Origin of the sequence: Erythrobacter litoralis (assembly GCF_029760855.1) — a bacterium.
GTDB classification, from domain to species: Bacteria; Pseudomonadota; Alphaproteobacteria; order Sphingomonadales; family Sphingomonadaceae; genus Qipengyuania; species Qipengyuania litoralis_A.
The window spans coordinates 475751-502005 of record NZ_SOSI01000002.1; the positions used below are offsets into that span (position 1 = coordinate 475751).

Sequence of the window (26255 nt, forward strand, 5' to 3'; positions counted from 1 at the left end):
GGCCAGCCCTACACCGCCCATATGATCGCTTCGATGAACCGCGTGCGCTGCCTCGTTTTCAATGCCGCCCTCGGCCCGCTGGACTACAAGGTGCCGGACGGTATGGTGGTGGAGCCGGGTTCGGTCGTCGAATGCCCCCTCGGCCCGCGCACCATCATCGGCATCGTGTGGGAAGCGGAACGGCTGCCTGGAAGCGAGGTTCCGGCCGAAAAGCTGCGCAATCTGCGTGGCGTTTTGCCCGTCCCACCCCTGTCTGCAGCACTGCGGCGCCTGATCGAATGGACCGCCGATTATTACGTCGCCTCGCTCGCCAGTGTCGCGCGCATGGCGTTGTCGTCCGGCGGTGCGTTGAAAGGGCCGGCCTCGATCACCGAGTACCGGCTGACCGGCGGACTGCCAGAGCGCATGACCCCGCAGCGGCAGACGGCCCTCGAGGCGCTTGAGGGCGAGCAGGCGACGATCCGCGAACTGGCGGGCATTGCAGGCGTATCGGAAGGCGTGCTGCGCGGATTGGTCAACCAGGGCGCGCTCGAACCGGTACAGGTCGATTGCGACCGGCCTTACGACGCGGCGCGGCCCGATTTCGCACAGCCGGAATTGAGCGAAGACCAAAGAGACGTTGCGGACCGCTTGTGCGATGCCGTGCGCGCCAAGAGCTTCGCGCCCTTCCTGCTCGACGGAGTGACCGGATCGGGCAAGACCGAAACCTATTTCGAACCGATGGCCGAGGCGCTGCGGCGGGGGCGGCAGGTCCTTGTCCTACTGCCGGAAATCGCGCTCACCGAAAATTTCCTCCATCGCTTCGAGGAACGCTTCGGCGCGAAGCCCGTGGTGTGGCATTCCTCGCTCAAATCGACCGAGCGGCGACGTGCTTGGCGCAATGTCGCGAGTGGAGAGGCGCAGGTGGTGGTCGGCGCGCGTTCTGCCCTGTTCCTTCCGTTCGCGAACCTCGGCCTGATCGTTGTCGATGAGGCGCACGAGATCAGTTTCAAGCAAGAGGACGGCGTGCGCTACAATGCGCGCGACGTGGCCGTGATGCGCGCGCATTTCGAACAGGTACCGGTCGTCCTCGCCAGCGCGACTCCCGCCCTTGAAAGCCTGCAGATGGCGGAAAGCGGCGTGTACGAAAAGCTCGACCTGCCAAGCCGTTTCGGCGGGGCGGAATTGCCGTGCATCGCGACCATCGACCTTACCGAAGAAAAACCGGGTGCCGGACAATGGCTGGCGCACCGGCTCGTCGACGGGATCGAGGAGCGGCTGGCGCGCGGCGAACAATCGCTGCTGTTTCTCAATCGCCGCGGATATGCGCCGCTGACGCTGTGCCGCAATTGCGGTTTCCGCTTCCAGTGCCCCAATTGCAGCGCCTGGCTAGTCGAGCATCGCTTTACCCGAAAGCTTGCCTGCCACCATTGCGGGCACGAGACGAAGCAACCGGAAACCTGCCCCGAATGCGGCGAACCCGATTGCCTCGTCGCCTGCGGTCCCGGTGTCGAGCGCATTGCGGATGAAGTGGCCGAGCGGCTGCCGGACGCCCGCGTGTTCGTCGCCACCTCCGATACGCTTAATTCGCCGAGTCGCGCGGCGGAATTCATTGCACAGGTCGAGGCGGGTGCGATCGACGTGATCGTCGGCACGCAGCTTGTGACCAAGGGATTCCACTTTCCCGAACTTACGCTGGTGGGTGTGGTCGATGCCGATCTCGGTTTGGAAGGCGGCGACTTGCGCGCGGGCGAGCGGACCTATCAGCAAGTCGCACAAGTGGCGGGGCGTGCGGGCCGAGGCGAAAAGCCGGGCGAAGTCCTGCTCCAGACCCGCCACCCCGAAGCTAGCGTAATCGCGGCGCTGGCAGCAGGCGATCGTGACGCATTCTACGAAGCCGAAACCGAAGCGCGGCGCCATGCCGGCGCTCCGCCTTTCGGCCGCTGGGCCTCGATCATCGTTTCGTCGGAAGAGGATGCCGAAGCGCGCGAGGCGGCACAGAAGATCGGCGGCCACCGGCCCCATGTCGACGATCTTGTCATCCTCGGCCCCGCGCCCGCGCCGATGGCCTTGCTCCGCGGCCGCTATCGTTATCGCTTCCTCATCAATGCCCGCCGCAATGTGCAATTGCAGGCGATCATTCGCCAATGGCTAAGCGAGATCGACCATCCGGCAGGCGTGCGCATCGGCGTGGATATCGACCCCTACAGTTTCGTGTAAGGAAGCGGCCATGTGCAATCTCTATCGCATGACCAAGAATGCGGACGAAGTCGCCAAGCTGTTCGATCTCGACGCTGAGCGGGGTTTGAATAGCAGCGCTGAAATCTATCCCGGCTATACCGGGCTGGTCGCTGCTGCAGATGGACTCAAAGCGATGAGTTGGGGGTTCCCCTTGGCGCGTACTGGCGCGAAGGGGCAGCCATTGAAGCCCAAACCGATCAATAACGCGCGGACCGATAAGCTTGATGGGCCTTTCTGGAAAAGCAGCTTCGTATCCCGGCGTTGCCTCATCCCGGTCGACGCTTTCGCAGAGGCGGAAGGATCGAAGGGCGCGAAGACGCGTACCTGGTTCTCGCTCGCCAATGGCGAGACGATGACCGTCGCTGGCATCTGGCGGGACAGTGCCGAATGGGGTGCCTGTTACTCGATGGTAATGACCGAAGCCTGTATCCACGTCGCTTCGATCCATGACCGGATGCCGGTGATTGTCGGCCAGTCCGATCGCGAGACCTGGTTGGCAGGGCCTCCCAATGAAGCGAAAGCTCTGTGCCGACCGTTCGAAGGCGCGCTGCATATCGACCGAACGCCCGAGCCGTGGGTGGGCGGCGCTCCGGCGACGCCCCGTCTTCTCTGACCCGATAGCCGAGCGCTTCCCTTGTCCGCCGGACGCCGCGCGCCATATCGGTGGCAACCAAACACAAGCGGAGTTCTAACTTGCAAATCCTACGTATCGACAGCGCGACGACCGGTGAACAGTCCATCTCGCAGCAGCTTACCGAAAAGCTGGTTCAGCACTTTCAGGAAAAGCATCCTGATGCGAAGTTGGTCGAACGGCATCTCGGCGACAACCCGCTCGCGCATATCAATTCGATCACGACCAAGGCTATTCGTACGCCGCCCGAAACGCACGAGGATGCGGTGCTGGCAGCCTATCCCGAAGAGCGTGCTGTGCTCGATGAATTTCTCGATAGCGACATCGTCATCGTCGGCGCGCCGATGTACAATTTCTCGATCCCGAGCCAGCTCAAGGCATGGATCGATCGGTTGGGCGTGCCGGGCGTAACGTTCAAGTATTCGGAAAGTGGCCCGGAAGGGCTAGCGGGCGGGCGCAAGATCGTCATCGCCTCGGCGCGCGGCGGCACATACGAGAACGACAGCATGGCCGAAAATCAGGAAAGCCTTTTGAAGACCTTCTTCGGCTTTATCGGCATCGATGACGTACATATCGTTCGCGTCCAGAACGCCGGCTTCGGCCCCGACGCGATCAAAGAAGGGTTGGCAAAAGCCGACGAAGAGATCGCCTTGCTGTAAGGCACCATCGCGCGGGCCGGGCATTTGCACAGAATGTCCGGCCCCGTACTCGTGCCGATCCTCGGCGATCAACTCACCCGAAATCTCGCTTCCCTGCGCGGCCGCACCAAGGACGATACCGTCGTCCTGATGATGGAGGTCGTGGAAGAGGCGACCTACGTCAAACACCACAAGCAGAAGATCGTCCTGATCTTTTCGGCCATGCGCCATTTTGCGCAAGAGCTGCGCGATGCCGGGTGGACGGTCGATTACGTCAGGCTCGATGACGAGGATAATGCCGGCAGCTTCACCGGCGAGGTCGCCCGGGCGATCGAGGAACACGAACCGCGCATGCTAAGCGTCGTCGAAGCCGGCGAATGGCGCGTGCGCGAGGATATGGACCAATGGGCGGACAAGTTCGCCTGCGAAGTCGAAATCCTGCGCGACGACCGTTTTCTCTGTCCGCAATCCGAGTTCGAGGAATGGGCGGAGGATCGCAAGAACCTGCGTATGGAATTCTTCTATCGCGAAATGCGCAGGAAAACCGGGCTGCTTATGGATGGTGACAAGCCCGAAGGCGGCGACTGGAACTACGACAGCGAAAACCGCAAACCGCCCAAAGAGGGGATGTCCGCCCCCGAACGCCCAAAGTTCGAGCCGGACGATATCACCTGCGAGGTAATCGATTTGGTCGAGGACCGTTTCGCCGACCATTTCGGAAGTCTCGATACATTCCGCTGGCCGGTCACCAGCGACGAGGCGGAGAAAGCCGCCGATGCCTTTTTCGCCGAACGGATCGAAAAGTTCGGTCCCTATCAGGATGCCATGGTTTGCGGCGAGGACGACCTGTATCATTCCATGCTGTCTACCAGCATCAATCTCGGCTTGCTCGATCCGCTGGAGCTGTGCCAGCGCGCCGAAAAATCCTACCAAGAGGGTAAGGCCCCGATCAATTCGGTTGAGGGGTTCATCCGTCAGATCATCGGATGGCGCGAATATATCCGCTGCTTCTACTGGCACCAGATGCCGCATCTGCAGAAGGCGAATGCGCTCAATGCCCAGCGCGGCCTGCCGGAATTCTTCTGGACCGGCGAGACCGACATGGCCTGTCTTGCCGATTGCATCCGCTCCACACGCGACAACGCGCACGCCCACCATATCCAGCGACTGATGGTGCTCGGCAATTTCTGCCTGATCGCGGGCATCAATCCGCGCGAGGTGCAGGACTGGTACCTCGTCGTCTATGCGGACGCCTACGAATGGGTGGAACTGCCCAACGTCGCCGCGATGATCCTCTATGCCGACGACGGCAATCTCGCCAGCAAGCCTTACGCGGCGAGCGGGAACTACATCAACAAGATGAGCGATTATTGCAGCGACTGCACCTATTCCCCCAGGAAAAAGACCGGGGAAGGCGCCTGTCCGTTCAACCCGCTCTACTGGTATTTCATGGACCGCCACCGCGACAAGCTGGAACAGAACCCTCGGATCGGGCGCATTTATTCGACGTGGGACCGGATGGATAAAGACCGGCGGCAGGAATATCTCGATAGCGCTGAGACTTTTCTCGACAGTCTCGAACCAGCTCGAGAAGGCTATGCCAAAGCGAAGGGAGAATAACGATGGACGAGGAACTGGAAGGTGCGATCCCGCGTCACATTATCAAACAGGCGGAACAGGTACTCGAGAAAGCGAAGTCTGCCAGGGTCATGCTCGCAACGGCGGAAAGTTGCACCGGTGGAATGCTTGCCGCACTGCTGACCGATGTTCATGGCTATGGTCGCGTGTTCGATCGCGGTTTCGTCTCCTATTCCGACCAAGCGAAATGCGATCTTCTCGGTATCGAACGCAAAATGGTCGACGATTGTGGGGCGGTCAGCCAACAAGTGGCGGAAGCCATGGCTGAGGGTGCACTCGATCGGTCGCAGGCGGATTACGTCGTATCCATAACCGGGTTCGCTGGGCCAGGGGGTGAGGACGATGAAGAAGGTCTCGTTCACTTCGCGCTCGCATGTAAGAACGGACATCGTTTTCACCGGGAAGAGCACTTCGGCGAAATCGGTCGTGATGGTGTTCGGATTGCTGCTATGAAGACTGCGCTCGATCTGCTCGATGAAGGGCTTTGCGCCGATTGATCCCGGGCGCTAAGGGGGAAAATGATTAGCCGTCGCTTCGTTACCGAAGCGTTGATCAATCCTTCCCAATCGAACGGTCGATAAAGGACGAACATGAGCGAACGCGCCCTTCCCGGCTTTGCGGTCGCCTTGCTCTTCGCCGTACTGATAACGTTCGGCAGCTTCCTTCTGTTCGTCGTCCAACCACTGGTAGCGCGGCTTGCCTTGCCGCCGCTCGGCGGCGCACCCGGCGTCTGGAACAGCGCCATGATGGTCTTTCAGATCCTGCTGCTCGGGGGATATGGCTATGCCCACGCCATCGGACGTCTTGCGATCCAAACGCAGGCCCTGCTCCATATCGGCCTGCTATCGCTTTCCACGATAAGCCTGCCTATCAGTCTTGCGCATATTCCGGATGCGCCGAGCGGATCGGAAGCGCTTTGGGTGCCGGTTCTGTTCGTAGCCACGATCGGCCCGGTCTTCCTGCTGCTTTCCGCACAAGCGTCCCTGATGCAGCGCTGGTATGCCGGGATCTCGGGTCGCAATCCCTATCGCCTCTACGCAGCGTCTAACCTCGGCAGTTTTGCCGGTCTGGTCGCCTATCCCTTCTTCGTGGAACCGCGGCTGGCGCTCGGCGAACAGAGCGGTTTGTGGTCGAAGGGTTTCGTGTTGCTGATAGTCCTCGTTGGGCTGGCCGCCTTGATCGTGCGCCGGAAGGCCGTTCGAGAAGCGCCCTCCGAAACCCTGAACACGGCGGAAGAAACGCGCGTTTCGGGGCGGACTATCGTACTCTGGATCGCACTGGCGGCTGTGCCGTCGGGGCTGATGCTGTCGACCACGACACTGCTGACCACCGATCTGATGGCGATGCCCCTGCTCTGGGTCATTCCGCTCGGCCTGTACCTGTTGAGCTTCTCCGTAGCGTTTTCCGACACCGGCGACTGGGCGCGTATACTCGGAACCTATGCGCCCATCCCCTTGCTGTTGGTCGGTGGACTGGCGATGATATCCGGCGGCCAGTCCAACCCCGCGATTGCATTGGCAATGGTCGCGCTCCTTTTCGTGTTGGCGGTCGCTCTTCATGGCAGGCTGTATGCACTCCGCCCTGCGCCATCGCGTCTGACGTTCTTCTACCTCGTCGTTGCCGCGGGCGGCGCGCTTGGCGGCACGTTTACGGCACTTATTGCGCCCTTGATATTCGACTGGGTGTACGAACATGCCCTGCTTCTGCTCGCCGCGGCCCTGCTTCTGCCACAACGTTCATTTCTGGCGATGGCCGGGAGGTGCCTTGCAGGTGTGCAAGCTTCGCCCCGCTTCGGGATTGCCCTTGCCTTGCTCGCTCTGGCGCTTTCGATCTGGCTTCATTTCGCCGTCGAAGCCAGCGCCGGAGTGCAGATCCTGCTCGCGGCAGCTTTGCTCATTCTTTTGGGAACTGCCAGCGTGGGTCGCGCCAGGCTGTATGTCGGAGTGCTCGCTCTTCTGATGCTCGGCATGGGGGGGTACGCGACGATCGAGACCAGTTTTGCAGGCCAGCGCTCGCGCAGCTATTTCGGCGTCTACAGCGTGCAGAAAAGTGCGGATGGCGCCATGTTGCGGCTCAATCACGGGACGACAATGCACGGAGAGCAATGGATTGCTCCGGAAAGACGGCTGGAACCAACGGCATATTACGGACTGGGTTCAGGAGCAGGACTCGTTCTCGCCGCAGCGGATCGCGATGCGAAGGTCGGTATCGTCGGTCTGGGCGTCGGAACGCTGGCCTGCTATCGCAAACCCGCGCAGGACTGGACCTTCTTCGAGATCGATCCGCAAGTCCTACGCTATTCGCGCGGCGGCCCGTTCACGTTCCTGTCGTCCTGCGCGCCCTCGGCCAAAATCGTGTTCGGCGATGCGCGCCTCCAGCTTTCGCAGCAGAGCGGCGAAACGTTCGACGTGCTCGCAGTCGACGCCTTCACGTCGGATGCCATTCCGATCCACCTGATGACGCGCGAAGCATTCGCCGTTTACGGCGATGTGCTCGAAGATGACGGCGTCTTGCTCGTGCATATTTCCAACCGGTTCGTGGACCTTGCGCCGATGGTTTCGGCTCTAGGGCGTGAGGGCGGCTGGTACGGTTTGGTGCGCGACGATCTCGGCGATCTTCCCGAAGGCCTGTCGCAATCGCGATGGATCGCGTTAGGGCGAAACCGCACGGCATTGCGAGACGCCCTCGGATCGACAGGCGGGCTTTGGTCCCCCTTACCGCCGCCCCGCGAGGCGGCGTGGACCGACGATAACGCATCCCTAACCTCGCTCTTCTGACGGACAGCGTATTCGATTTTCCTACACGAACCGATTTGGTTAATCGCAACTCCGACTCGAACGGAGAACGCGCATGGCCATTATCGAAACCCTCATCGGACCGATCGCTTCAATTATCGACAAGATCATTCCCGATAAGGAGGCGCGGGCGAAAGCGAAGCTCGAACTGATCCAGTTGCAAAGTACGCAGGAATTGAAGGAAATCGAGGCGCGGCTTTCGGCGATCGTGGCCGAAGCGCAGTCGGCGGATCCGTGGACGAGCCGGGCGCGCCCCAGCTTCATCTACGTGATGTATGTCATGCTGCTGTTCGCCCTTCCGATGGGCATCCTTTCCGCGTTCTCGCCCCATGCGGCGCAGGATATCGGCGCGGGCATCACCCGCTATCTGCGCGGGCTTCCGGACGAACTCTATGCACTCTTCGGCACGGGCTATCTCGGCTATACGGCGGCGCGGCAATGGGGGAAGATCAAAGGCATCGACAGCTAGGCCGACGAACGCATAGGGAATGCGCATGCCCCGCACCATATTCATCCTCAACGGCCCCAATCTCAACCTCCTCGGCACCCGCGAGCCTGAGATTTACGGTACCGCGACGCTTGCGGACATAGAGCGCGATTGCCGAACGGAGGCCGATGTATACGGGTTCGACATCGTCTTTCGCCAGAGCAATCACGAAGGCGATCTGGTGGACTGGCTGCACGAAGCGCATCGCGAAGGGGCCACCGCCGTGCTGCTTAATGCCGGGGCCTATACGCATACCTCGATTGCGCTGCACGATGCGATCAAAAGCATTTCGGTGCCCGTGATCGAAGTCCATCTTTCGGACCCCGAAACGCGCGAGCCGTTCCGCCATCTTTCCTATGTCGGCATTGCGGCGGCCGATTGCGTGAAAGGTTTGGGTGCGCGCAGCTATATCGTTGCCTTGCAAAAAGCAGCCGAGATCGCCGCCTGACGCCCGCCCCTTGCCTTGCGCCGCGCCTGGGAGCATAGGCGCGGGCAAACAAAGGCAAGGGGTTTCATGGCCGACACCAAGGGCAAAGCCGGCAGCACGTCCGGCATGAATGTCGATACAGCGATCGTGCGCGAGCTCGCCGAAATGCTGGCCGATACTGGGCTTACCGAAATCGAAGTGGAGGATGGCGACCGCAAGATCCGCGTCTCGCGCGGCGGCGTAGCGATGGCGGCTGCGCCGATTGCGGCGGCCCCCGCGGCGTCCATGGCGCAGCCCGCTGCGGCACCTGTCGCCGCTTCCGCCGGCGAGGCACCGGCCGCGGACGCGTCTTCGGGCAACGCGATCAAGTCGCCGATGGTCGGGACCGTCTATCTCGCCCCCGAACCGGACGCCCCCGATTTTATCAAGATCGGCGATACGGTCGCCGAGGGCCAGACCGTCCTGATCGTCGAAGCGATGAAAGTCATGAACCCGATCACCGCCGACCGCGCGGGGACGGTACAATCGATCCTCGTCGAGAACGCCCAGCCGGTCGAATACGACCAACCGCTCGTCGTCATCGCCTGATCCATGCCGATAACCCGTATCCTGATCGCCAATCGCGGCGAGATCGCGCTTCGCATCCACCGCGCCGCGCATGAAATGGGCATCGAGACCGTCGCGGTGCATTCCACCGCCGACGCCGATGCCATGCATGTTCGCCTTGCCGACCATGCGGTCTGCATCGGGCCGCCCGCCGCCGGGGAAAGCTATCTCAATATAGCGAACATCATTTCGGCTGCCGAACTCAGCCATGCCGACGCGATCCATCCGGGTTACGGCTTTCTTTCCGAGAACGCCAGATTTGCCGAGATCGTCGAAGCGCACGAGGTGATCTGGATTGGGCCGAAGCCTGAACATATCCGCACCATGGGCGACAAGGTGGCGGCGAAGAAAAGCGCGGGCGAACTCGGTCTGCCGCTCGTTCCGGGATCGGACGGCGCCGTCGAAACCATCGAGGAAGCCAAGAAGGTTGCGGCCGAGATCGGCTATCCCGTCCTCGTCAAGGCTGCGAGCGGCGGCGGTGGGCGCGGGATGAAGGTCGTACCCGAAGAGGGCCAGCTCGAAAGCCTGATGAGCCAAGCCAAGACCGAGGCGAAGAACGCCTTTGGCGACGATACCGTCTATATCGAGAAGTATCTCGGCAATCCGCGGCACATCGAATTCCAGATTTTCGGTGACGGGCGCGGTAATGCCATCCATTTGGGCGAACGCGACTGTTCGCTCCAGCGGCGCCACCAGAAGGTTCTGGAGGAAGCCCCCTCCCCCGTCCTCTCGCAGGAAGAGCGGATGCGGATGGGCGGCATCTGCGCCGATGCGATGGCCAAGATGGGCTATCGCGGCGCCGGTACGATCGAATTCCTGTGGGAAAACGGCGAGTTCTATTTCATCGAAATGAACACCCGCCTGCAGGTCGAGCATCCGGTCACCGAAGCGATTACCGGCGTCGATCTGGTGCGCGAACAGATCCGCATTGCCGACGGCAAGGACTTGTCCTGTTCGCAGGACGATATCGAGTTTAGCGGCCACGCCATCGAATGCCGTATCAATGCCGAGGACCCGTTCACCTTCGCCCCGAGCCCGGGCAAAATTTCGCATTATCACGCGGCGGGCGGTATGCATGTGCGCGTCGATAGCGGGCTCTATGCCGGCTATTCCATCCCGCCTTATTACGACAGCATGATCGCCAAGCTGATCGTTTACGGTCGCACGCGCGAACGGTGCATCATGCGCCTGCGGCGCGCTCTGGGTGAAATGGTGATCGAAGGGGTGAAGACCAGCATCCCACTTCACCAGGAACTGCTCGAGCAGGACGACGTGCTGAGCGGCGATTATTCGATAAAATGGCTGGAAGACTGGCTGAAGACGCGCGGATAGAATTCGGCGGGCCGCGCTTTCATTCGAACGTGAAGCCGGCCGCCTCCGCTTCGGCAATGATTTCGGCGCCGGTCTTGCGATCGTGATCGCCGGTGAGATGGGTCCAAGCCGCGGCCTCGTCGCAGAAGATTTCCTTCTCGATCGGCTTGTCGATTGAAGCGTCGAACAGGCCGGCGCAGAAACTGCAATAGCCGGTTGGCAGAAACCGGAACCACAGGTGACTGCCGCACCTATCGCAAAAGGCGCGCTCCGCCCATGCACTCGACTGGAATGTGCGAACGTGCGCTTCTCCGGCTATCTCCACCTCGCCGCCATCCTGCCCCGCAAAAAATGCCCCGCCCCAACGGCGGCACATCGTGCATTGGCACACCTCTATATGTGGTTTGGGTTCGGAAAGAGAGATGGTCACCGCGCCGCAGAGGCAGGCGCCTACCAGCGTACCCAAGGCCAGTCCTCCTACTTCAGGGGAACGCCCGGCTGGTTCTTGCTCGTCCGGATGGTAAGCGAGGTCTTGACGCTGGCCACGTTCGGCGCGGGCGTCAGTTTGCTGGTCAGGAATTCCTGAAACGCCTGCAAATCCCGCGCGACGATCTTCAAAATGAAATCGATTTCACCATTGAGCATGTGAACTTCGCGCACCTCGTCGAGGTCGCGCATCGCCTCCTCGAATTCGCGCAGCGCGCTTTCCGCCTGACTTTTCAAGCTGACCATTGCGAAGACGGTGATCGAGAAGCCGAGCTTCGAGGGATCGAGTTCCGCGTGATAGCCCTGTATCACGCCGCTTTCTTCAAGCGTTCGCACACGCCGCAGGCACGGGGGCGCTGTCAGGCCGACGCGCTGCGCGAGTTCGACATTGGTGATGCGTCCCTCGTTCTGCAATTCGCGCAGGAGCCGCCGATCGATTTCATCCAAGCTTGCCATCTCGCCTTCCCCATCAGGCTGGACCGGAGCCGTCCTGTGGAACGAAATGCATCCATTCCCGTGTCGCGGCCTAAGATTGTTATGTCTGCCAGCAACTCCGTTCAATTGCAACGCACTGAAACGCTGCGAGCAGCTGAAGCGATCTTCACCATTTATAAACTCTATTCGGTAATAAAGCGGCTCCGACCATCGCCGCCGAGTTCCGACGTTCTATGCATTTCGACGATCGCCTTGCTACTGTGCTGCGCAGCCGTGCAACCGGCGAGCGTTCGGCGCGTACGCAGTTCCGGCAGTTGCTCGACCTGCTCGGCGAACGGCCGCAGGGCGGCGATGACGGTTTGCGGCGGGCGGCGTATCTCCGGCTCCTGGCCTTGGGCGACAGCATCGATATTCGCAGCCGCACCGCGATCGTGGGCGAAACCGGCTGGCGGTTTCGCAATCCCGAACTGGTGCGCTGGTTCGGCGATGCACATCCGCATATTGCCGCTGCCGCTCTCGCTCGCGCCCAATTGACCGGCGAGGAATGGGCCGAGCTGATCCCGAACTTTCCCATCCACGCGCGCGGATTCTTGAGGAACCGCAAGGACCTACCCGAACAGGCGGTTGCCGCGCTCGACAGGCTCGGCGTGATGGACCGCGCATTGCCGTTGCCCGAACCGATCGATCTACCGCGGGAATTGGACCGGTCGGCACGCACTGTCGAGCTACCTGCCCCGCCCGCGCCCCTCAAGTTACGGCGTCTTCGTCCCGCAACATCCGACGTCTCACGCACGGAAGAACCCGATCCGGGCTTCGGTCAAACCTCCGCAGGGATTCGCGCGCTTCTGGCGCGGATCGAGGCGTTCAAGCTTTCCCGGCAGGATCGCCTGAAATCGAGCGCTAGCGATGAGGCCAAATCTGCCGGCGAACGACTTGCCGTGGTCGATTTCGCGACCGATGCATCAGGCCGCATCCAATGGGCTGCTGGCCGGGCGGCCGCGCAATCGATCGGCATCGACCTTTCGCGATTTGCGAATTTCGCGAAAGCGCTCGCTTTGCATCAACCCGCTCGCGGCATCGCCATTACCCTACGCGGCGGTGCAGGGATAGAAGGCGACTGGATTGTCGATGCCATGCCGCAATTCACGCGCGATGGCGGGAGCTTCGACGGATATCTCGGTCGCCTGCGCCGTGCTGCGCCTTCCGGCCCCACGCCGCAGCAGCGCGACGCCGACAAATTGCGACAATTGCTCCACGAACTGCGCACCCCAGTGAATGCCATGCAGGGTTATGCCGAGATTATCCAGCAACAGATGATTGGCCCGGTCCCGCATGAATATCGTTCGATCGCCGCCAGCATCACCAGCGATGCCGCGCGGATCCTCGCAGGCTTCGACGAGTTGGACCGCCTCGCCCGGCTCGAGACCGGCGCCCTAGATCTCGACGAAGGCACGTCCGATTTTGCAGGCATCGTCCGGGACCAGGTCGCCCAATTGCAAAACGTGCTCGCCCCACGCGTCGCCCGCCTCGATGCGAGGTTCGAAAGCGAGACCGCTACGATCGCCATAGCATCCGGCGAAGCGGAGCGAATGGCGTGGCGTCTCCTCGCGACACTCGCGGGAGCTACGGCGGCGGGCGAACGGATTGCACTGGACCTTTCGGTTCATGACGGTCGTATCGACTTCAAAGCCGCCCTGCCGACGATGCTGCGCACCTGCGAAGATATTTTCGCCGCAGAAACGCGGGCGATGGCGGGGCCGTTGAGTTCCGGCATATTCGGGGCGGGCTTCTCGCTGCGGCTTGCGCGTGCGGAGGTCCGTGCCGCCGGAGGCGATCTTAATCGGGAAGGCGATCGGCTCGTCCTCGACCTTCCGCTCAGTGCAGGCGTGGCCAGTATGCCTCCCTCGCAGCGCCAATCGCGCAATGTGGCGGGTTGATGTTCGATGCGGCTTGCTCTCGGACAATCGCGGCGCTAGGCGCTGCCATCGTTGATGCGGCGGCGACGGGCCTGTAGCTCAGTTGGTTAGAGCTGGCCGCTCATAACGGCTAGGTCGCGGGTTCGAGTCCTGCCGGGCCCACCACCGCCGCCCGCATCGACGGCCGATTCCGTGTCGGGGAGTAGCGCAGCCTGGTAGCGCATCTGCTTTGGGAGCAGAGGGTCGCAGGTTCGAATCCTGTCTCCCCGACCACCATTTCGTATCCGCGAAATGCATGCATGCGACAGCGCGGGAGTAGCGCGTTTTGACCTCTTCCGCCCCGCCCCGCTCGCTCGATACGCGTGCCATCTGGGCTATCGCCTTGCCCGCGATGGTGACCAATGTCGCCACGGCGCTGATCGGCATCGGCGATATGTGGATCGTCGGCCGCCTGGAAGATGCCCCCACGCAAGGCGCAGTCGATATAGGAGCGCGGCTGTTCGCGGTGCTGTTCACCGTCATGAACTTTCTCAAGACCGGCACCACCGGATTGGTCGCACAGGCGGGCGTACGGCAGGGCGAAGCGGAGCAAGTAACGGTGCTGCTTCGCGGCTTGCTGGTCGGCCTCGTCATCGCGGCGCTGCTGCTCGTCGCGAAGCCCGTCCTGCTCCCTCTGTTGCTAGACCTGTTGGGCGCGGAGAACCGCGTGCTCGCCAATGCACGCATTTACACCGATATCCGCTATTGGAGCGCACCCGCCGTCATGGCGAACTTCGCCGCCATCGGCTTCCTCGTCGGCCAGCGGCGCATGAAAACCGTCCTGGCGATCGAGGTGGCGTACAATCTTATCAATGTCGCGCTGGGCCTGTTCTTCGTCCTCGGCCTCGAATGGGGCATTGCGGGGATCGGCTGGTCGAGCTTCATTGCGGAATTCGCCAAGCTTGCGGCCATCGCGGCGTTGCTGTTCGCGGGCCGTGAGGGGGGCGAACTGCTGCGGCGCGTGCGGGCAGGCGGCGTCGCTCGGTGGAGCGCGCTTCGCCCATTCCTATCCGTCAATCGCGATCTCTTCCTGCGCACCGTGGTGCTGACCATCGCGCTTGCCGGCCTGACCCGGCTTTCGGCGGAGCGCGGACCGGTGGTGCTGGCCGCGAACGGCATCATTTATCAGTTGTTCGTCTTTACCGCCCTTCTGCTCGATGGATTCGAGAATGCCGCGCAAGTGCTGAACGGAGAGCGTCGCGGTGCGGACGACCGTTCGGGCTTCTCTGCGTATATCCGCGCAATCCTGCTACGCAGCATGGCGGCGGCGGCCGTGGTGGCAGGCGCATTCGCTCTGTTTGCCGACCCGATCCTGGCCAGCTTCGCCGCAACGCCGGACGTTGCCGAAGTCGCTCAGTCACTGGCGATCTGGCTGGTCATCATCCCGTTTGCCGGAGCGGCAGGCTTCGTGCTCGATGGCGTATTCGTCGGCGCGAGCTGGACCAAGGCGCTGCTCGTCACCATGATCGGCGCGACTGTCATCTACGTCGCCGCGCTCTGGCTCAGCTGGCCCTTGGGCAGCCAAGGGCTATGGCTGTCGTTCGCGCTATTCCTGATAGCGCGTGCCGGGTTCCAGTTGGCTATGCTGCCGCGCTTGCTCCGGCGGGATTTCTAAACCTTGGGTCTTATTCGGAAGTCGCCTCTGTAGCCATGGGCAAAGCAATCGGCTCCGCACGGTTGGCTAGCACGTTCACCACCGCCGTATACACCGCGACGTTTTGGCGAAGCTGCATGGGATCGATCTTGTCGAGCGTATCGTCGGGCGTGTGGTGCAAGTCAAAATAGCGGGTTCCATCCTGTTGCAAGTCGACCAGCGCCCCGCCCTGTTCGCGCACGATATTGAGGTCCGCTCCGCCGGTCGCCACTTCGCCCCCGGGTGCGACGCCAAAGGTCGCTACCGCATTCGCAAGCTCGCGGTAGAGCGCCGCCTCGCTGCCAGTAAAATTGGTGTCGAGCCGCCAGATGCGGTCCGCGCCGAAATCGCTTTCGATGCCGACATACATGGGTTCGTCCGCATGGGCGGCAGCATAGGCGCGGCTGCCCCACAAACCGGTTTCCTCGGCGCCTGCGAACAGCACGCGGATGGTGCGCAGCGGCTGCCCGATTTCGGCGACGTGCTTCGCAGCGGCGGCCACTATCCCGCAGCCTGCGCCGTCGTCGACCGCGCCGGTTCCAAGGTCCCAGCTATCCAGATGGCAGGCGAGCAGCACCGGCGGCAGCGAAGGATCGCGGCCGACGATTTCGCCGACGACATTGCCGCTGGTCGTGGTGCCGACATTGCGCGGGGTCATCACCAACCGCATGCGGATCGGCGTGTCGCTGGAACGCGCGAACATGCGCTCCAGGTTGTCCGCATCGGGGTTGGAGAGAGCTCCGGCGGGCGTCGGCTGCTGTCCTTCGGCGAAACTCGTGCCGCCGGTATGCGGCGTGCGGTGGTTCTCGGTGCCGACAGAGCGGATGACGGTGGCGACCGCGCCCTTGCTCGCAGCGAGACCGGCTCCGGTCCAGCGCGCGGGGCCGGCGAAGCCGTAACCCGAACCGTCCTGCGTCGGCCGCATATCGTGGCTGATGAAGACGATCTTGCCGGTCAGGCTACCCGGTGCCGCAGCTTCCAGATCGGCATAGGTCGGGAAGTAGACGACTTCGGCCTCCAGCCCGTCCGGCCCTGTCGAGGCGCTGTTGCCGAGCGCAGTGATACGCAGCGGCTGTGCATAGGGCGCGGTGACATACGCCTGTTCGGAGCCGCGCACCCAGGTTTGCATCTCGAACGGTTCATCGGACACGTTTGCGAAGCCATTGGCGGTCAGCCAGCGCACGGCCCACTGCCGTCCGCGCGTTTCCGCCTCGGTTCCTGCCTGCCGCGGACCGACTTCGGTGGTGATGCCTTCCACGAAGTCCCATGCCCATTCGTCGGACTGCCGGGCGGTCTCTGCCTGCTCCCGCGCGGTCTGCGCGAAAGCGGGCGTGGCGAGCGAAAGAGCGGCGAGTGCGAGAAGCGATGTTTTCATGGTCCCGCTAGCTATCAGGCCGCGCGGCAAAGCCAAGGGCGAATGCGCGTGGGCGTGCAAAGTCGCCACAGGCTTGCCCGAACGCGCCGCTGCCCTTATCTGCAAGCCCGATCGTATGGCGGCTCGCCCGCCGTCACCGTTTTTCCAGATTACGACCCGAAGGAACCCGCCCGATGGCCGCGCAATACGCCTTTGTCATGAAGGACATGACCAAGACTTTCCCCGGTGCCCCCAAGCCGGTGCTCAGCAATATCAACCTGCAGTTCTATCAGGGCGCGAAGATCGGCATCGTCGGGCCCAATGGCGCGGGTAAATCAACCCTCATGAAGATCATGGCCGGGATCGACACCGATTTCGCCGGCGAGGCCTGGGCGGGCGAGAACATCACCGTTGGCTACCTTGCGCAGGAACCGCAGCTCGACGAGAGCAAGACCGTGCTCGAAAACGTGAAGGACGGCGCGCGAGAAACCGCCGATCTCGTCGAACGCTACAACGCCATCGCCGCCGAAATGGCGGAACCCGATGCCGACTACGAGAAGCTCGGCGACGAGATGGGCGAGCTGCAGACCAAGATCGACGCGGTCGACGGGTGGACGCTCGACAACCAGCTCGAGATCGCGATGGAAGCGCTGCGTTGCCCGCCGGGCGATTGGCCCGTCACCGATCTATCGGGCGGCGAGAAGCGCCGTGTCGCCCTCACGCGTCTGCTGATCCAGAAGCCCTCGATCCTGCTACTGGACGAGCCGACCAACCACCTCGATGCCGAAAGCGTCGAATGGCTGGAGAACCATCTCAAGGAATATGCCGGCGCGGTGCTGATGATCACCCACGATCGCTACTTCCTCGATAATGTGGTGGGCTGGATCCTCGAACTCGACCGGGGCAGCTACTACCCCTACGAGGGCAATTATTCGACCTATCTCGAAAAGAAGGCCAAACGCCTCGAACAGGAAAGCCGCGAGGAATCGGGTCGCCAGAAGGCGCTCTCACGCGAACTGGAATGGATCCGCCAGACACCGGCCGCGCGCCAGACCAAGTCCAAGGCCCGTATCCGGAAATTCGAGCAGCTTCAGGACGCGCAGAACGATCGCAAGCCGGGCAAGGCGCAGATCGTTATCCAGGTGCCGGAACGCCTCGGCGGCAAGGTGATCGAGGCGAAGAACCTCACCAAGGCCTATGGCGACAAGCTGTTGTTCGAAGACCTGTCCTTCATGCTGCCGCCGGGCGGCATCGTCGGCGTAATCGGGCCGAACGGCGCGGGCAAATCGACCCTGTTCAAGCTGCTCACCGGGCAGGAAGAGCCGGACGATGGCAAGATCGAAGTCGGGGACACCGTGCGCCTCGGCTATGTCGACCAGAGCCGCGACGACCTCACCGCAGGCAACAATGTGTGGGAGGAAATCTCCGACGGCCATGATTACATGAAGGTCAACGGCCACGACGTGTCCACCCGCGCCTATGTCGGGGCATTCAACTTCAAGGGGCAGGACCAGCAGAAGAACGTCGGCAAGCTGTCGGGCGGTGAACGCAATCGCGTCCACATGGCGAAGATGCTGAAGCAGGGCGGCAACGTCCTGCTGCTGGACGAGCCGACCAACGACCTCGACGTGGAAACGCTAGGCGCGCTGGAAGAGGCGATCGAGAACTTCGCCGGCTGCGCCGTGGTCATCTCGCACGACCGCTTCTTCCTGGACCGTCTGGCGACGCATATTTTGGCGTTCGAAGGCGACAGCCACGTGGAATGGTTCGAAGGTAACTTCGAGGCCTACGAGGAAGACAAGCGGCGCCGGTTGGGCGACGCCGCTGACCGGCCTACGCGGTTGGCCTACAAGAAGCTGACCAGATAACTCGCGCGATCCGCGCCGGGGGGAACGGAACACCGGCTTGCCCGTATCCCCCGGCGTGAATCTGCGAAATTTGCCGGCCCTGCCACGGTGGCTGATCCCTTATCCCAAGCTCAGGATAAGTCTGACCTATCTTTGGCGACACGGCCGGCTCCCTGATCTTAAAAACCCAAAACGCTTTACCGAGCTGGTTCAGCGGCGAAAGCTGGTGGATCGCGATCCGCGAATGCCCTTGTTGGTCAATAAAGTGACCGCCAAAACCGTGGCTTCACGCCTGTTCGGTGAAGATTGGACGATCCCCACAATCTGGACCGGGACGACTTTGCCGACAGAACCGGATTGGCTGTTTCCCGTAATCGTTAAGGCGAGCCACGGCTGCAACCAGAACGTGATTTGCCACGATTGTGCCGATCTCGAACGAGCACGCAAACATATCAACCGATGGCCCGCGAAATCTTATGGCTTATGGCTGGATGAATGGGCTTATCGAAGCGTGCCACGCGGCCTGATCGTCGAACCCTATCTCGGTGAAGGGCCGATCCTTCCCGTAGATTACAAAATTTACGTCTTTTCCGGTGTTGCTGCCCTCATTCAGGTCCATGTCGAACGAAACAGCAATCACCGCTGGATCCTTTTTGATCGTGAATGGAACCAGATCTCTCAGCTGAACGAAGCTTCCGTCCCGGCTCCGCAAAATCTGGACAGCATGATTTCCAACGCAGAACGTATTGCAGAAGGCTTCGATTTTGCACGCGTGGATTTCTACGAGATCGACGGAAAGCCGAAATTCGGAGAAGTCACGTTCTACCCTGGTTCGGGACTAGATCCCTTCGAACCGGCGGCGCTCGATGAAAAGATCGGAGAACTTTGGCTGAGAAGTTCGCAACGCCGAAATGATGTTAACGAAGCGCCTTCAAGTAAACGCGAAGCTGCCTGATAGAAGCAGATTTGACACCCCCCACCCATCTTTGACAGACCCGCGCGTGACAGTGCCCGGATCGCGGGTGCGTTCGGACCGACGCTTTTCTGCCGGACACGCGAAATCTTCAAAGGATATGTATGACAACTCCCAATAACGGCGACACCGTAACCATCGACTACACCCTCAAGCGCGGCGACGGCGAGGTGGTCGGCAGCACGCAGGAAGTCGGGCCGCAGCAGGTTCAGCTCGGCGCGGGACAGACCTTCCCGCAGATCGAACAGGCGCTCACTGGCATGGAAGTCGGCGAGAACAAGGTGATCGCGATCGACTGCGCCAACGCCTTCGGTCCGCGCAACGATCAACTCGTGATCGACATTCCGCGCGCCAACCTGCCGCCCGAACCCGCCCCGCAGCCCGGCATGGCACTGCAGGCGCAGCAGCCCGACGGCACGCCGATGACGCTCTATGTCGTCGAAGTTGGCGAAGAGCAGATCAAGGCCGACGGCAACCATCCGCTGGCGGGCGAAGACATCACTTTCGACCTCACCCTGCGCGACATCAAGCAGGCCGCTTGACCATTATGCGGTGGGCGGACAGTCGGATCGGCTTATGACACAGGGTCCGACCACCGCCCGCCACCTCATCCTGCACGGCCGCGTGCAGGGCGTGTTCTACCGCGACTGGACGGTCGATACCGCCCGCTCGCTTGGCCTCGCTGGCTGGGTTCGCAATCGGCCGGACGGTACGGTCGAGGCGCAGCTTGAAGGCGCAAGCGATGCCGTCGAACGGATGATCGCGGCGATGCATGACGGCCCGCCCCGCGCCGATGTCGAGCGCATCGAGCAAAGGCAAATCGAACCCGAAGGGCTAAGCGGGTTCGAGCGTCGCTAATGCGACGTCACGGCGTCAGCCAGCGCCCGCCGTCGCGGCGAACCAGTGCGCGGCGGTGGCCGTCGTTCGACAGCCAGTACCAGTCGATCTCCTCCACTTTAACCAGAAGCACCGCGAAATTCGCACGCACCGGGGCAAGTTGCTCCTCGGTCGGCTGTTCCCCTTCCGCCCAATTGGGAAGTCCGCTGTTCGGTCCGTCCCGGGTCTCTCCCGGAGCCGCGCCCAGATAGCAACGCCGCGCAAATTCCGTACTCTCGCTCCAAGCTGAATCGGCAAGCTCCGTATCGCGCTCTACCCGCCCTGTGCCTCTTAGCCTGAGCTGGACCTTCGCTTCCGCATCGTAAGCGAGGACGCCGACGCGCGGGTCGGCCGCAATCGCGTCCACCTTCGGCGATCGCGAATCTGTGTGGAACCGTAATGTCCAACTGTCCGCGTCGAATCCGCGCAGGACCAGCACCCGTACATCGGCATCGGCGGTTGCGAGGACAGGCGTATGCATGGCGGAATAGCGGCTTTCTGCCCCTTCTTTCAGGCGGCGAATGGCGTCATCTCTTACAGCATCGAGCGTTTCGATCATGGACCGGCAACGGGCGAACTGCGCAAAAGTGTCCGCCTCGAATTGTTCATCTCAAAGAGATTTATTATGAACAGCAGCATATATAAGCGGTTCAGAAAGGCGTCAGCGCGATATGGTAGAACACGGTCATCGAAAGGCCGGTGGTGATGGGACGGCTCGGTTCAGGAAAGGAACGCTACGATGACGTTGACCAAGCTAATGAAAGGCACCGCGCTTGGCGCGCTTGCTGCCGCTCTTGCCTTCACCGCCCTGCCCGCGCCTGCCCAGGCCGCGGAAAGCCAGCGCGCCGAACAGCGAGACCGCAATCCAAGTCGCGCTCGTGTCGAACGCGGGAGTCGCCCGCAGGTACAGCAGCGCCGTCAGGTCCGACAGGAACGACGACAGGCCCGACCGGAACGGCGCGAAGCTCGTCAGGAACGACGCGAAGTCCGGCAGGAGCGTCGCAGCGAGCAGCGCGACAACCGCCAGGAACGTAGGGCCGAACGCCGCGATACCCGGCAGGATCGCCGCGAAAACACGCGCGAGCAGCGGCAGGAGCGACGGATCGATAACATCCGGGAGGCACGCCGAGATAGCACGCGCGAACAGGCTGCGCGCGAAGCCGCCCGCCGCGCCGCGCGGGAACGTGCAACAAACGGTCGCAACACTCGCTACACCGGCGATCGTAATCGCACATATGTTGACCGGCGCCGGACCCGTGACGGGGCGCGTGAACAGGCCGAGCGGATCGAACGCATTCGCCGTGAAGCCCGCCGCGACCAGCGCCGCGAGAACGTGCGCGATGCCCGTCGCGACCGCCGGGAGGACATTCGCGATGCCCGCCGTGATCGCCGCGCCCGGTATTACGACGGACGTAGTTGGCATAATTACGACCGGTGGGACACCCGCCGCTGGCGCGACAACCGCCGCTACGACTGGCGTGGCTATCGCCACAGCAATCGCAGTCTCTACCGGCTCGGTCGGTACTATTCGCCGTATCGCAATTACCGCTACAACCGGGTGAACATCGGCTTCCAGTTGGGAAGCGCGTTTTACGGCAGCCGCTACTGGATCAACGATCCGTGGCAGTATCGCCTGCCCGAGGTCTACGGCCCGTATCGCTGGGTCCGCTACTATGACGATGTGTTGCTGGTAAATATTTACAGCGGGGAAGTGGTCGACGTAATCAACGACTTCTTCTGGTAAGCGACTGGCGAATAACCGCGCTGAAAAGACGCAAGAACAGAGCCCCTGCCGTATGTTCGGCGGGGGCTTTTTCCGTTCAGTGGCGGGCAGTCGTCCCGACCTTGCCGAAAGGCAGCATACGGAAGATGCCGCCATCCTTGTCGAATAACGTGTGCTTCAAGGCACCGAGAATGTGAAGGCCGATCAGATAGATCATGATCGAACCCGCCGTCGCGTGGACCGAATAGATGTCGCCCCCGAGCTTGTCGTTCTCACCGACCGGAAGCGGCGGAATTGTGAACAGCCCGAATACGTCGATCGAACGGCCCGACAGGGAATTGGCGATCCACCCCGCCAGCGGCAGCGCGATCAGCAGGAAGTAGAAGACCGCGTGGGTCGCACGGGCGAGAACTTTCTCCCAAGTTGCGTAATTCGACGGCAAGGCAGGCATCTTGTGCGTAAGGCGCCACAGGATTCGGCCGACGGTCAACGCAAGAATGGTAATGCCCAGCGCCTTGTGATCCGCAAAGATCGCGCCCGCTTCTTCGGGCGAGGCATGATGCGCGTTCTCGGCCAAACGCCAGTTCCAGATAACCGCGACCGCGATGATCCAGTGAAATATCATCGCACCGTAGGAATAGCGCGATTTCGCAGTCGTGGTCAGGCCCATATACATCTCCCTGGAAGTCGCGCGAACCTAACGCCTCGCGGCGTTACGGCAAGGCAAAGTCTTGCTCTCGCGGCGGTGCATGAATATCGAAGCGGCATGAGCAAGACTGCCACGATCCCTGATCAGGATGCGCTGCGCCGGGTGGGCGCCAAGGTCCGCGAGCGGCTGGAAAGCGATCCCGATATCTACAAGGTGCCGACCAAGAAGGCGGAAATCTTCGCCCTTCCGGACTTCCTCAGCCCCGACGAATGCCGCCGTTTTATCACCATGATCGACGTGGTGGCCCGGCCGAGCGAATTGCATCGCACCGCCTACATCGAGAAGTTCCGCACATCCTATTCCGGCAATTTCGACCCGCACGATCCGTTCGTAAAATCGATTAGCCGGAGGATCGACGATTGCTTGGGTATGAACCCGCTATGCGGCGAGAACATCCAAGGCCAACGATACCTGCCCGGCCAGGAGTTCAAGCCGCACAACGACTGGTTCTACACTGATCAGGAATACTGGAAGGACGAACGCAAGCGTGGCGGCCAACGCTGCTGGACGGCGATGGCGTTTCTCAACGTGGTCGAAGAAGGCGGGCATACGCACTTCACCGAAGTGGGCGCCTCGATCGAGCCGAAGCCGGGCGTGTTGCTGATCTGGAACAATGCGAAACCCGACGGCACGCCGAACATCGATACGAAACATGCAGGCACACCCGTCATCAAGGGATCAAAATACGTGCTGACCAAGTGGTATCGCACGCGCAAGCATCATTGAGGCGTCCGATGCGCGTCAGGTAATGGTAACCGGATCTCCGCGCGGAAACCGGCTTCGTCGAAATACTGGTTCAAGGTCCCGCCGTGTGGCTGGAGAATACCCAGCATCAAACGCGACCCGTTACCGGTCGGCGTCACCGAAGCCAATTCATCGGCATCCGGCTTTTCGCCGTCTTCCAGCCAATGGATAACGATCTCGTCATTCTGGTGTGACCAATCGAGACTGACCGTACCCCGGGCCCCCGCTAGCGAACCGTATTTCATCGCATTTGTCGCCAATTCGTGCAGGGTCAGCCCGACCGGTGTGACGAGCGACCGGGGTAGCGCAACTTCATCTCCGACGAACCTTATCGCCTCGCGCTCTTCCCGCTGATAGGGTTGCATGATCGTTTGCGCGAGTTCCTTTAAGTGGGCCGGCTCGCCAGCCCGGCCTCCTGCTGCGATCGAGGCAGTATGCGCTTTGCTCAAAGCGCGGATACGAGCTTTCAGCTTCTCGGCGAAAATCTTGGCGTCTGTCTCACCGCGAGAGGTAATCGTGATCATCGCTGAAAGAACCGAAAACAGGTTCTGGGTACGGTGCTGTAATTCCTGCGCGATAATTTCCTGCCGGATCTGCTCTTCCCGGGCTTCGAGAAGCTCGGTAACGTCCCATTGGGAACCGTAAAAATAGGCAAGCTCGCCGTTATCTCCGAAAATCGGACCGATATGCAGGGCGTTCCAGAAAACGGATCCATCCTTACGGTAATTTTGAACGTCGACGACGATCGTTTCTTCCGCTTCGATCGCTCGATGCATTCGCGCAACCGTTTCGGGCGACGTATCGGGCCCCTGTAAGAAACGACAATTGCGGCCGATGCTTTCTTCGCGCGAATAGCCGGTAAGCCGAACGAATGCCTCGTTCACATAAACGATCGGGCAGTCTTCTTCGAACGGATCGGCTACTACAAGCGCCATCCGGGTCTGTTCGATTGCCTGAATGAACAGACCGGTCGGATCGATCTGCAACTCTTCCGGTCTGGCGTTCGGCCCGCTGTTTACCGTTCGGTTACCGATCGGTTCTCCTGCCTGATCCCCTGTATTGTGCGGCGATGCCCCGTCATCGTCCGTCATATGCCCCCCACATGACTGCTATCGGTTAAGTGATTCCCTGATTAGGTTACGCGTATTGGCAACCCCGTAAAGGGAAATGAAACTCCCCATACGCGGGCCCTGATCGCTTCCCAGCAGTATTTGATATAACGCGCGAAACCAATTCCGTAGATTTTCGAAGCCGAATTCCTCACGCTTGCCGATTTCGTAGACTTGCGTTTGTAAATCCTCGGCGGAAGTATCCTCGTCCGAACGTGCCAGCACCTCGTCCAGCATCCGCAACGCGGCTGCCTCGTTCGGCTCCGGTGCGCGGCGCTGCATAGTCGGGGCAACGAATTCGCGGTTGTAGGCCAGCGCTGCCGTCACCAGCGCGTCGAGTTCGGGATGCGTCTCAGGGTCCGCTCCCTCGACGTAGTTGCCGAGATAGGACCACACCTGCTCCCGGTCCGCTTCCGCGCCCAGCACACCGACCAGGTTAAGGAGCAGGCCGAAGGTCACCGGCAGGCGATCCCCCGCCCCCGGCGCTTCCGCGCCCTCGAACCCGCCATTGGCACGCGCCAGATGCCACACCGGGTTGCCAAGTTGTTTATCGAGCGGTTGCTCTGCCAGCCGTTCGCGGAACTGCCAGTAATCGTCCACCGCCCGCGGGATAACGCCGGCGTGAAGCTGCTTGGCGCTTTTTGGATTGGGAAAGATGTAAAGGCCGAGGCTTTCTTCGGTCCCGTACTCCAGCCATTCCTCGATCGTCAGGCCGTTGCCCTTGGACTTGGAAATCTTCTCTCCCTTCTCGTCGAGGAAGAGTTCGTAGATCAGCCCGTCCGGCTTGCGTCCGCCCAACACCTGGACAATCTTGCCCGACTGCACGCCGCTATCGGTCAGGTCCTTGCCGTACATCTCGTAATCGACGCCGAGCGCGTACCAGCGCATCGCCCAGTCGACCTTCCATTGCAGCTTGGCCCGCCCGCCGAGCGCGCTTTGCTCCACATTCGTCCCGTCCTCGTCGGCAAAGCGGATCGTGCCCGCTTCGGCATCCACCACCTCGACCGGAACTTGCAGAACCTTGCCGCTTGTCGGGCTGATGGGAAGGACCGGTGAGTAGGTCTGCCGCCGTTCTTCTCGCAAGGTGGGCAGCATGATGTCGAGGATGGCATCGTTCTTGCGCAGCACCTGCCGTAACGCCTCGTCGAACGCGCCCGCATTGTAGCGATCGCTCGCCGCGATGAACTCGTAATCGAAGCCGAACCGGTCGAGGAATGCGCGCAGCATCGCGTTGTTGTGCGCGGCGAAGCTGCCGTGATCGGTGCCGAAGGGGTCGGGAATGCGGCTCAGCGGTTTGTGCAGGTTTTCCGCCAGCACTTGTGGATTCGGTACGTTGTCCGGAACCTTGCGCAGGCCGTCCATATCGTCAGAAAAGGCGACGAGGCGCGTCCTGCCGTCTTCCGGCTTCGCCCCGATCAGCGCCTCGAACGCGCGGCGGACAAGCGTGGTGCGCAGCACTTCTTGGAAGGTGCCGATATGCGGCAGGCCGCTGGGGCCGTAACCCGTCTCGAACAGCACCGGCGAGCCGTCCGGCTTCACCCCATCCGGATAGCGCTTGAGCAAACGCTGCGCCTCCTGGAAGGGCCAGGCCTTGGAGGTGCGGGCGGCGTCGATCAGTTCGGTCATGCTCATGCCGCTGCATGTCGCGCGAGACCGCC

At 61.7% G+C, this 26255-nt stretch carries 25 protein-coding genes and 2 tRNA genes; 20 read left to right on the forward strand and 7 right to left on the reverse strand.

Going from position 1 to position 26255, the window contains the following annotated elements; all coding sequences use genetic code 11:
• Positions 1-21: 21 nt before the first annotated feature.
• From E3U23_RS05260 to accC, 10 genes are all read left to right on the forward strand, one after another.
• Positions 22-2199 (forward strand): primosomal protein N', encoded by a 2178-nt coding sequence (locus tag E3U23_RS05260; RefSeq protein WP_279350150.1) that lies wholly within the window; start codon positions 22-24, stop codon positions 2197-2199.
• Positions 2200-2209: 10 nt separating this feature from the next.
• On the forward strand, positions 2210-2833 hold the full coding sequence (locus tag E3U23_RS05265) for an SOS response-associated peptidase (RefSeq protein WP_279350151.1): 624 nt from the start codon (positions 2210-2212) through the stop codon (positions 2831-2833).
• 80 nt (positions 2834-2913) lie between these two features.
• Positions 2914-3510, forward strand: coding sequence for an FMN-dependent NADH-azoreductase (locus E3U23_RS05270; protein ID WP_279350152.1), 597 nt, complete (start codon positions 2914-2916; stop codon positions 3508-3510).
• Positions 3511-3543: 33 nt separating this feature from the next.
• On the forward strand, positions 3544-5109 hold the full coding sequence (locus E3U23_RS05275; RefSeq protein WP_279350153.1) for a cryptochrome/photolyase family protein: 1566 nt from the start codon (positions 3544-3546) through the stop codon (positions 5107-5109).
• 2 nt (positions 5110-5111) lie between these two features.
• Positions 5112-5624 carry a CinA family protein gene (locus E3U23_RS05280; RefSeq protein ID WP_279350154.1) on the forward strand — a complete coding sequence of 171 codons (513 nt, stop codon included), beginning with the start codon at positions 5112-5114 and terminating at the stop codon, positions 5622-5624.
• Between the two features lie 93 nt (positions 5625-5717).
• Positions 5718-7904 carry a fused MFS/spermidine synthase gene (locus E3U23_RS05285; protein ID WP_279350155.1) on the forward strand — a complete coding sequence of 729 codons (2187 nt, stop codon included), beginning with the start codon at positions 5718-5720 and terminating at the stop codon, positions 7902-7904.
• 73 nt (positions 7905-7977) lie between these two features.
• Positions 7978-8391 (forward strand): holin family protein, encoded by a 414-nt coding sequence (locus E3U23_RS05290; RefSeq protein ID WP_279350156.1) that lies wholly within the window; start codon positions 7978-7980, stop codon positions 8389-8391.
• Between the two features lie 19 nt (positions 8392-8410).
• Positions 8411-8857 carry a type II 3-dehydroquinate dehydratase gene (locus tag E3U23_RS05295; protein WP_279350157.1) on the forward strand — a complete coding sequence of 149 codons (447 nt, stop codon included), beginning with the start codon at positions 8411-8413 and terminating at the stop codon, positions 8855-8857.
• A 66-nt stretch (positions 8858-8923) separates the two neighbouring features.
• Complete coding sequence (accB, locus tag E3U23_RS05300; protein ID WP_279350158.1) at positions 8924-9424, forward strand: acetyl-CoA carboxylase biotin carboxyl carrier protein; 501 nt, start codon at positions 8924-8926, stop codon at positions 9422-9424.
• 3 nt (positions 9425-9427) lie between these two features.
• Positions 9428-10774 (forward strand): acetyl-CoA carboxylase biotin carboxylase subunit, encoded by a 1347-nt coding sequence (accC, locus tag E3U23_RS05305; protein ID WP_279350159.1) that lies wholly within the window; start codon positions 9428-9430, stop codon positions 10772-10774.
• Positions 10775-10793: 19 nt separating this feature from the next.
• Here accC and E3U23_RS05310 read toward each other — a convergent pair whose 3' ends face one another.
• Both E3U23_RS05310 and E3U23_RS05315 read right to left on the reverse strand, forming a co-directional pair.
• Positions 10794-11219 carry a GFA family protein gene (locus tag E3U23_RS05310; RefSeq protein ID WP_279350160.1) on the reverse strand — a complete coding sequence of 142 codons (426 nt, stop codon included), beginning with the start codon at positions 11217-11219 and terminating at the stop codon, positions 10794-10796.
• 11 nt (positions 11220-11230) lie between these two features.
• On the reverse strand, positions 11231-11695 hold the full coding sequence (locus tag E3U23_RS05315) for an Lrp/AsnC family transcriptional regulator (RefSeq protein WP_279350161.1): 465 nt from the start codon (positions 11693-11695) through the stop codon (positions 11231-11233).
• A gap of 212 nt (positions 11696-11907) precedes the next feature.
• On the opposite strand from E3U23_RS05315, the gene E3U23_RS05320 reads away from it, so the two are divergent.
• The 4 genes from E3U23_RS05320 to E3U23_RS05335 all read left to right on the forward strand — a co-directional run bounded on the left by E3U23_RS05320 (position 11908) and on the right by E3U23_RS05335 (position 15244).
• A complete protein-coding gene (locus tag E3U23_RS05320; protein WP_279350162.1) occupies positions 11908-13611 on the forward strand; it encodes a histidine kinase dimerization/phospho-acceptor domain-containing protein in 1704 nt (567 codons plus the stop codon).
• Between the two features lie 67 nt (positions 13612-13678).
• A tRNA-Ile gene (locus E3U23_RS05325) sits at positions 13679-13755 on the forward strand.
• A gap of 31 nt (positions 13756-13786) precedes the next feature.
• A tRNA-Pro gene (locus E3U23_RS05330) sits at positions 13787-13863 on the forward strand.
• A 52-nt stretch (positions 13864-13915) separates the two neighbouring features.
• Entirely contained in the window at positions 13916-15244 is a 1329-nt protein-coding gene (locus E3U23_RS05335) for an MATE family efflux transporter (RefSeq protein ID WP_279350163.1), read from the forward strand.
• A gap of 10 nt (positions 15245-15254) precedes the next feature.
• Here E3U23_RS05335 and E3U23_RS05340 read toward each other — a convergent pair whose 3' ends face one another.
• A complete protein-coding gene (locus E3U23_RS05340) occupies positions 15255-16637 on the reverse strand; it encodes a M20/M25/M40 family metallo-hydrolase (protein WP_279350164.1) in 1383 nt (460 codons plus the stop codon).
• A gap of 173 nt (positions 16638-16810) precedes the next feature.
• On the opposite strand from E3U23_RS05340, the gene ettA reads away from it, so the two are divergent.
• From ettA to E3U23_RS05360, 4 genes are all read left to right on the forward strand, one after another.
• The gene (gene ettA, locus E3U23_RS05345) at positions 16811-18484 is read left to right on the forward strand and encodes an energy-dependent translational throttle protein EttA (protein ID WP_279350165.1); all 1674 of its coding nucleotides are present in this window, start codon (positions 16811-16813) and stop codon (positions 18482-18484) included.
• Between the two features lie 37 nt (positions 18485-18521).
• On the forward strand, positions 18522-19418 hold the full coding sequence (locus E3U23_RS05350; RefSeq protein ID WP_279350166.1) for an ATP-grasp fold amidoligase family protein: 897 nt from the start codon (positions 18522-18524) through the stop codon (positions 19416-19418).
• A 122-nt stretch (positions 19419-19540) separates the two neighbouring features.
• Positions 19541-19978, forward strand: coding sequence for an FKBP-type peptidyl-prolyl cis-trans isomerase (locus E3U23_RS05355; RefSeq protein WP_279350167.1), 438 nt, complete (start codon positions 19541-19543; stop codon positions 19976-19978).
• 34 nt (positions 19979-20012) lie between these two features.
• A complete protein-coding gene (locus tag E3U23_RS05360; protein ID WP_279350168.1) occupies positions 20013-20294 on the forward strand; it encodes an acylphosphatase in 282 nt (93 codons plus the stop codon).
• A 7-nt stretch (positions 20295-20301) separates the two neighbouring features.
• On the opposite strand, the gene E3U23_RS05365 is transcribed toward E3U23_RS05360, so the two are convergent.
• A complete protein-coding gene (locus E3U23_RS05365; protein ID WP_279350169.1) occupies positions 20302-20871 on the reverse strand; it encodes a pyridoxamine 5'-phosphate oxidase family protein in 570 nt (189 codons plus the stop codon).
• Positions 20872-21051: 180 nt separating this feature from the next.
• Here E3U23_RS05365 and E3U23_RS05370 point away from each other — a divergent pair, with 180 nt between their 5' ends.
• On the forward strand, positions 21052-22056 hold the full coding sequence (locus E3U23_RS05370; protein ID WP_279350170.1) for an RcnB family protein: 1005 nt from the start codon (positions 21052-21054) through the stop codon (positions 22054-22056).
• A gap of 76 nt (positions 22057-22132) precedes the next feature.
• Here E3U23_RS05370 and E3U23_RS05375 read toward each other — a convergent pair whose 3' ends face one another.
• Positions 22133-22705: a cytochrome b gene (locus E3U23_RS05375; protein WP_279350171.1), complete on the reverse strand. Its 573-nt coding sequence runs from the start codon at positions 22703-22705 to the stop codon at positions 22133-22135.
• A gap of 96 nt (positions 22706-22801) precedes the next feature.
• Here E3U23_RS05375 and E3U23_RS05380 point away from each other — a divergent pair, with 96 nt between their 5' ends.
• Positions 22802-23470: a prolyl hydroxylase family protein gene (locus E3U23_RS05380; protein ID WP_279350172.1), complete on the forward strand. Its 669-nt coding sequence runs from the start codon at positions 22802-22804 to the stop codon at positions 23468-23470.
• Here E3U23_RS05380 and E3U23_RS05385 read toward each other — a convergent pair.
• Both E3U23_RS05385 and E3U23_RS05390 read right to left on the reverse strand, forming a co-directional pair.
• Positions 23464-24579: a PAS domain-containing protein gene (locus E3U23_RS05385; RefSeq protein ID WP_279350173.1), complete on the reverse strand. Its 1116-nt coding sequence runs from the start codon at positions 24577-24579 to the stop codon at positions 23464-23466. The two genes, E3U23_RS05380 and E3U23_RS05385, sit on opposite strands and share 7 nt — an antisense overlap.
• An 18-nt stretch (positions 24580-24597) precedes the next feature.
• On the reverse strand, positions 24598-26229 hold the full coding sequence (locus E3U23_RS05390) for a lysine--tRNA ligase (RefSeq protein ID WP_279350174.1): 1632 nt from the start codon (positions 26227-26229) through the stop codon (positions 24598-24600).
• Positions 26230-26255: the final 26 nt, after the last annotated feature.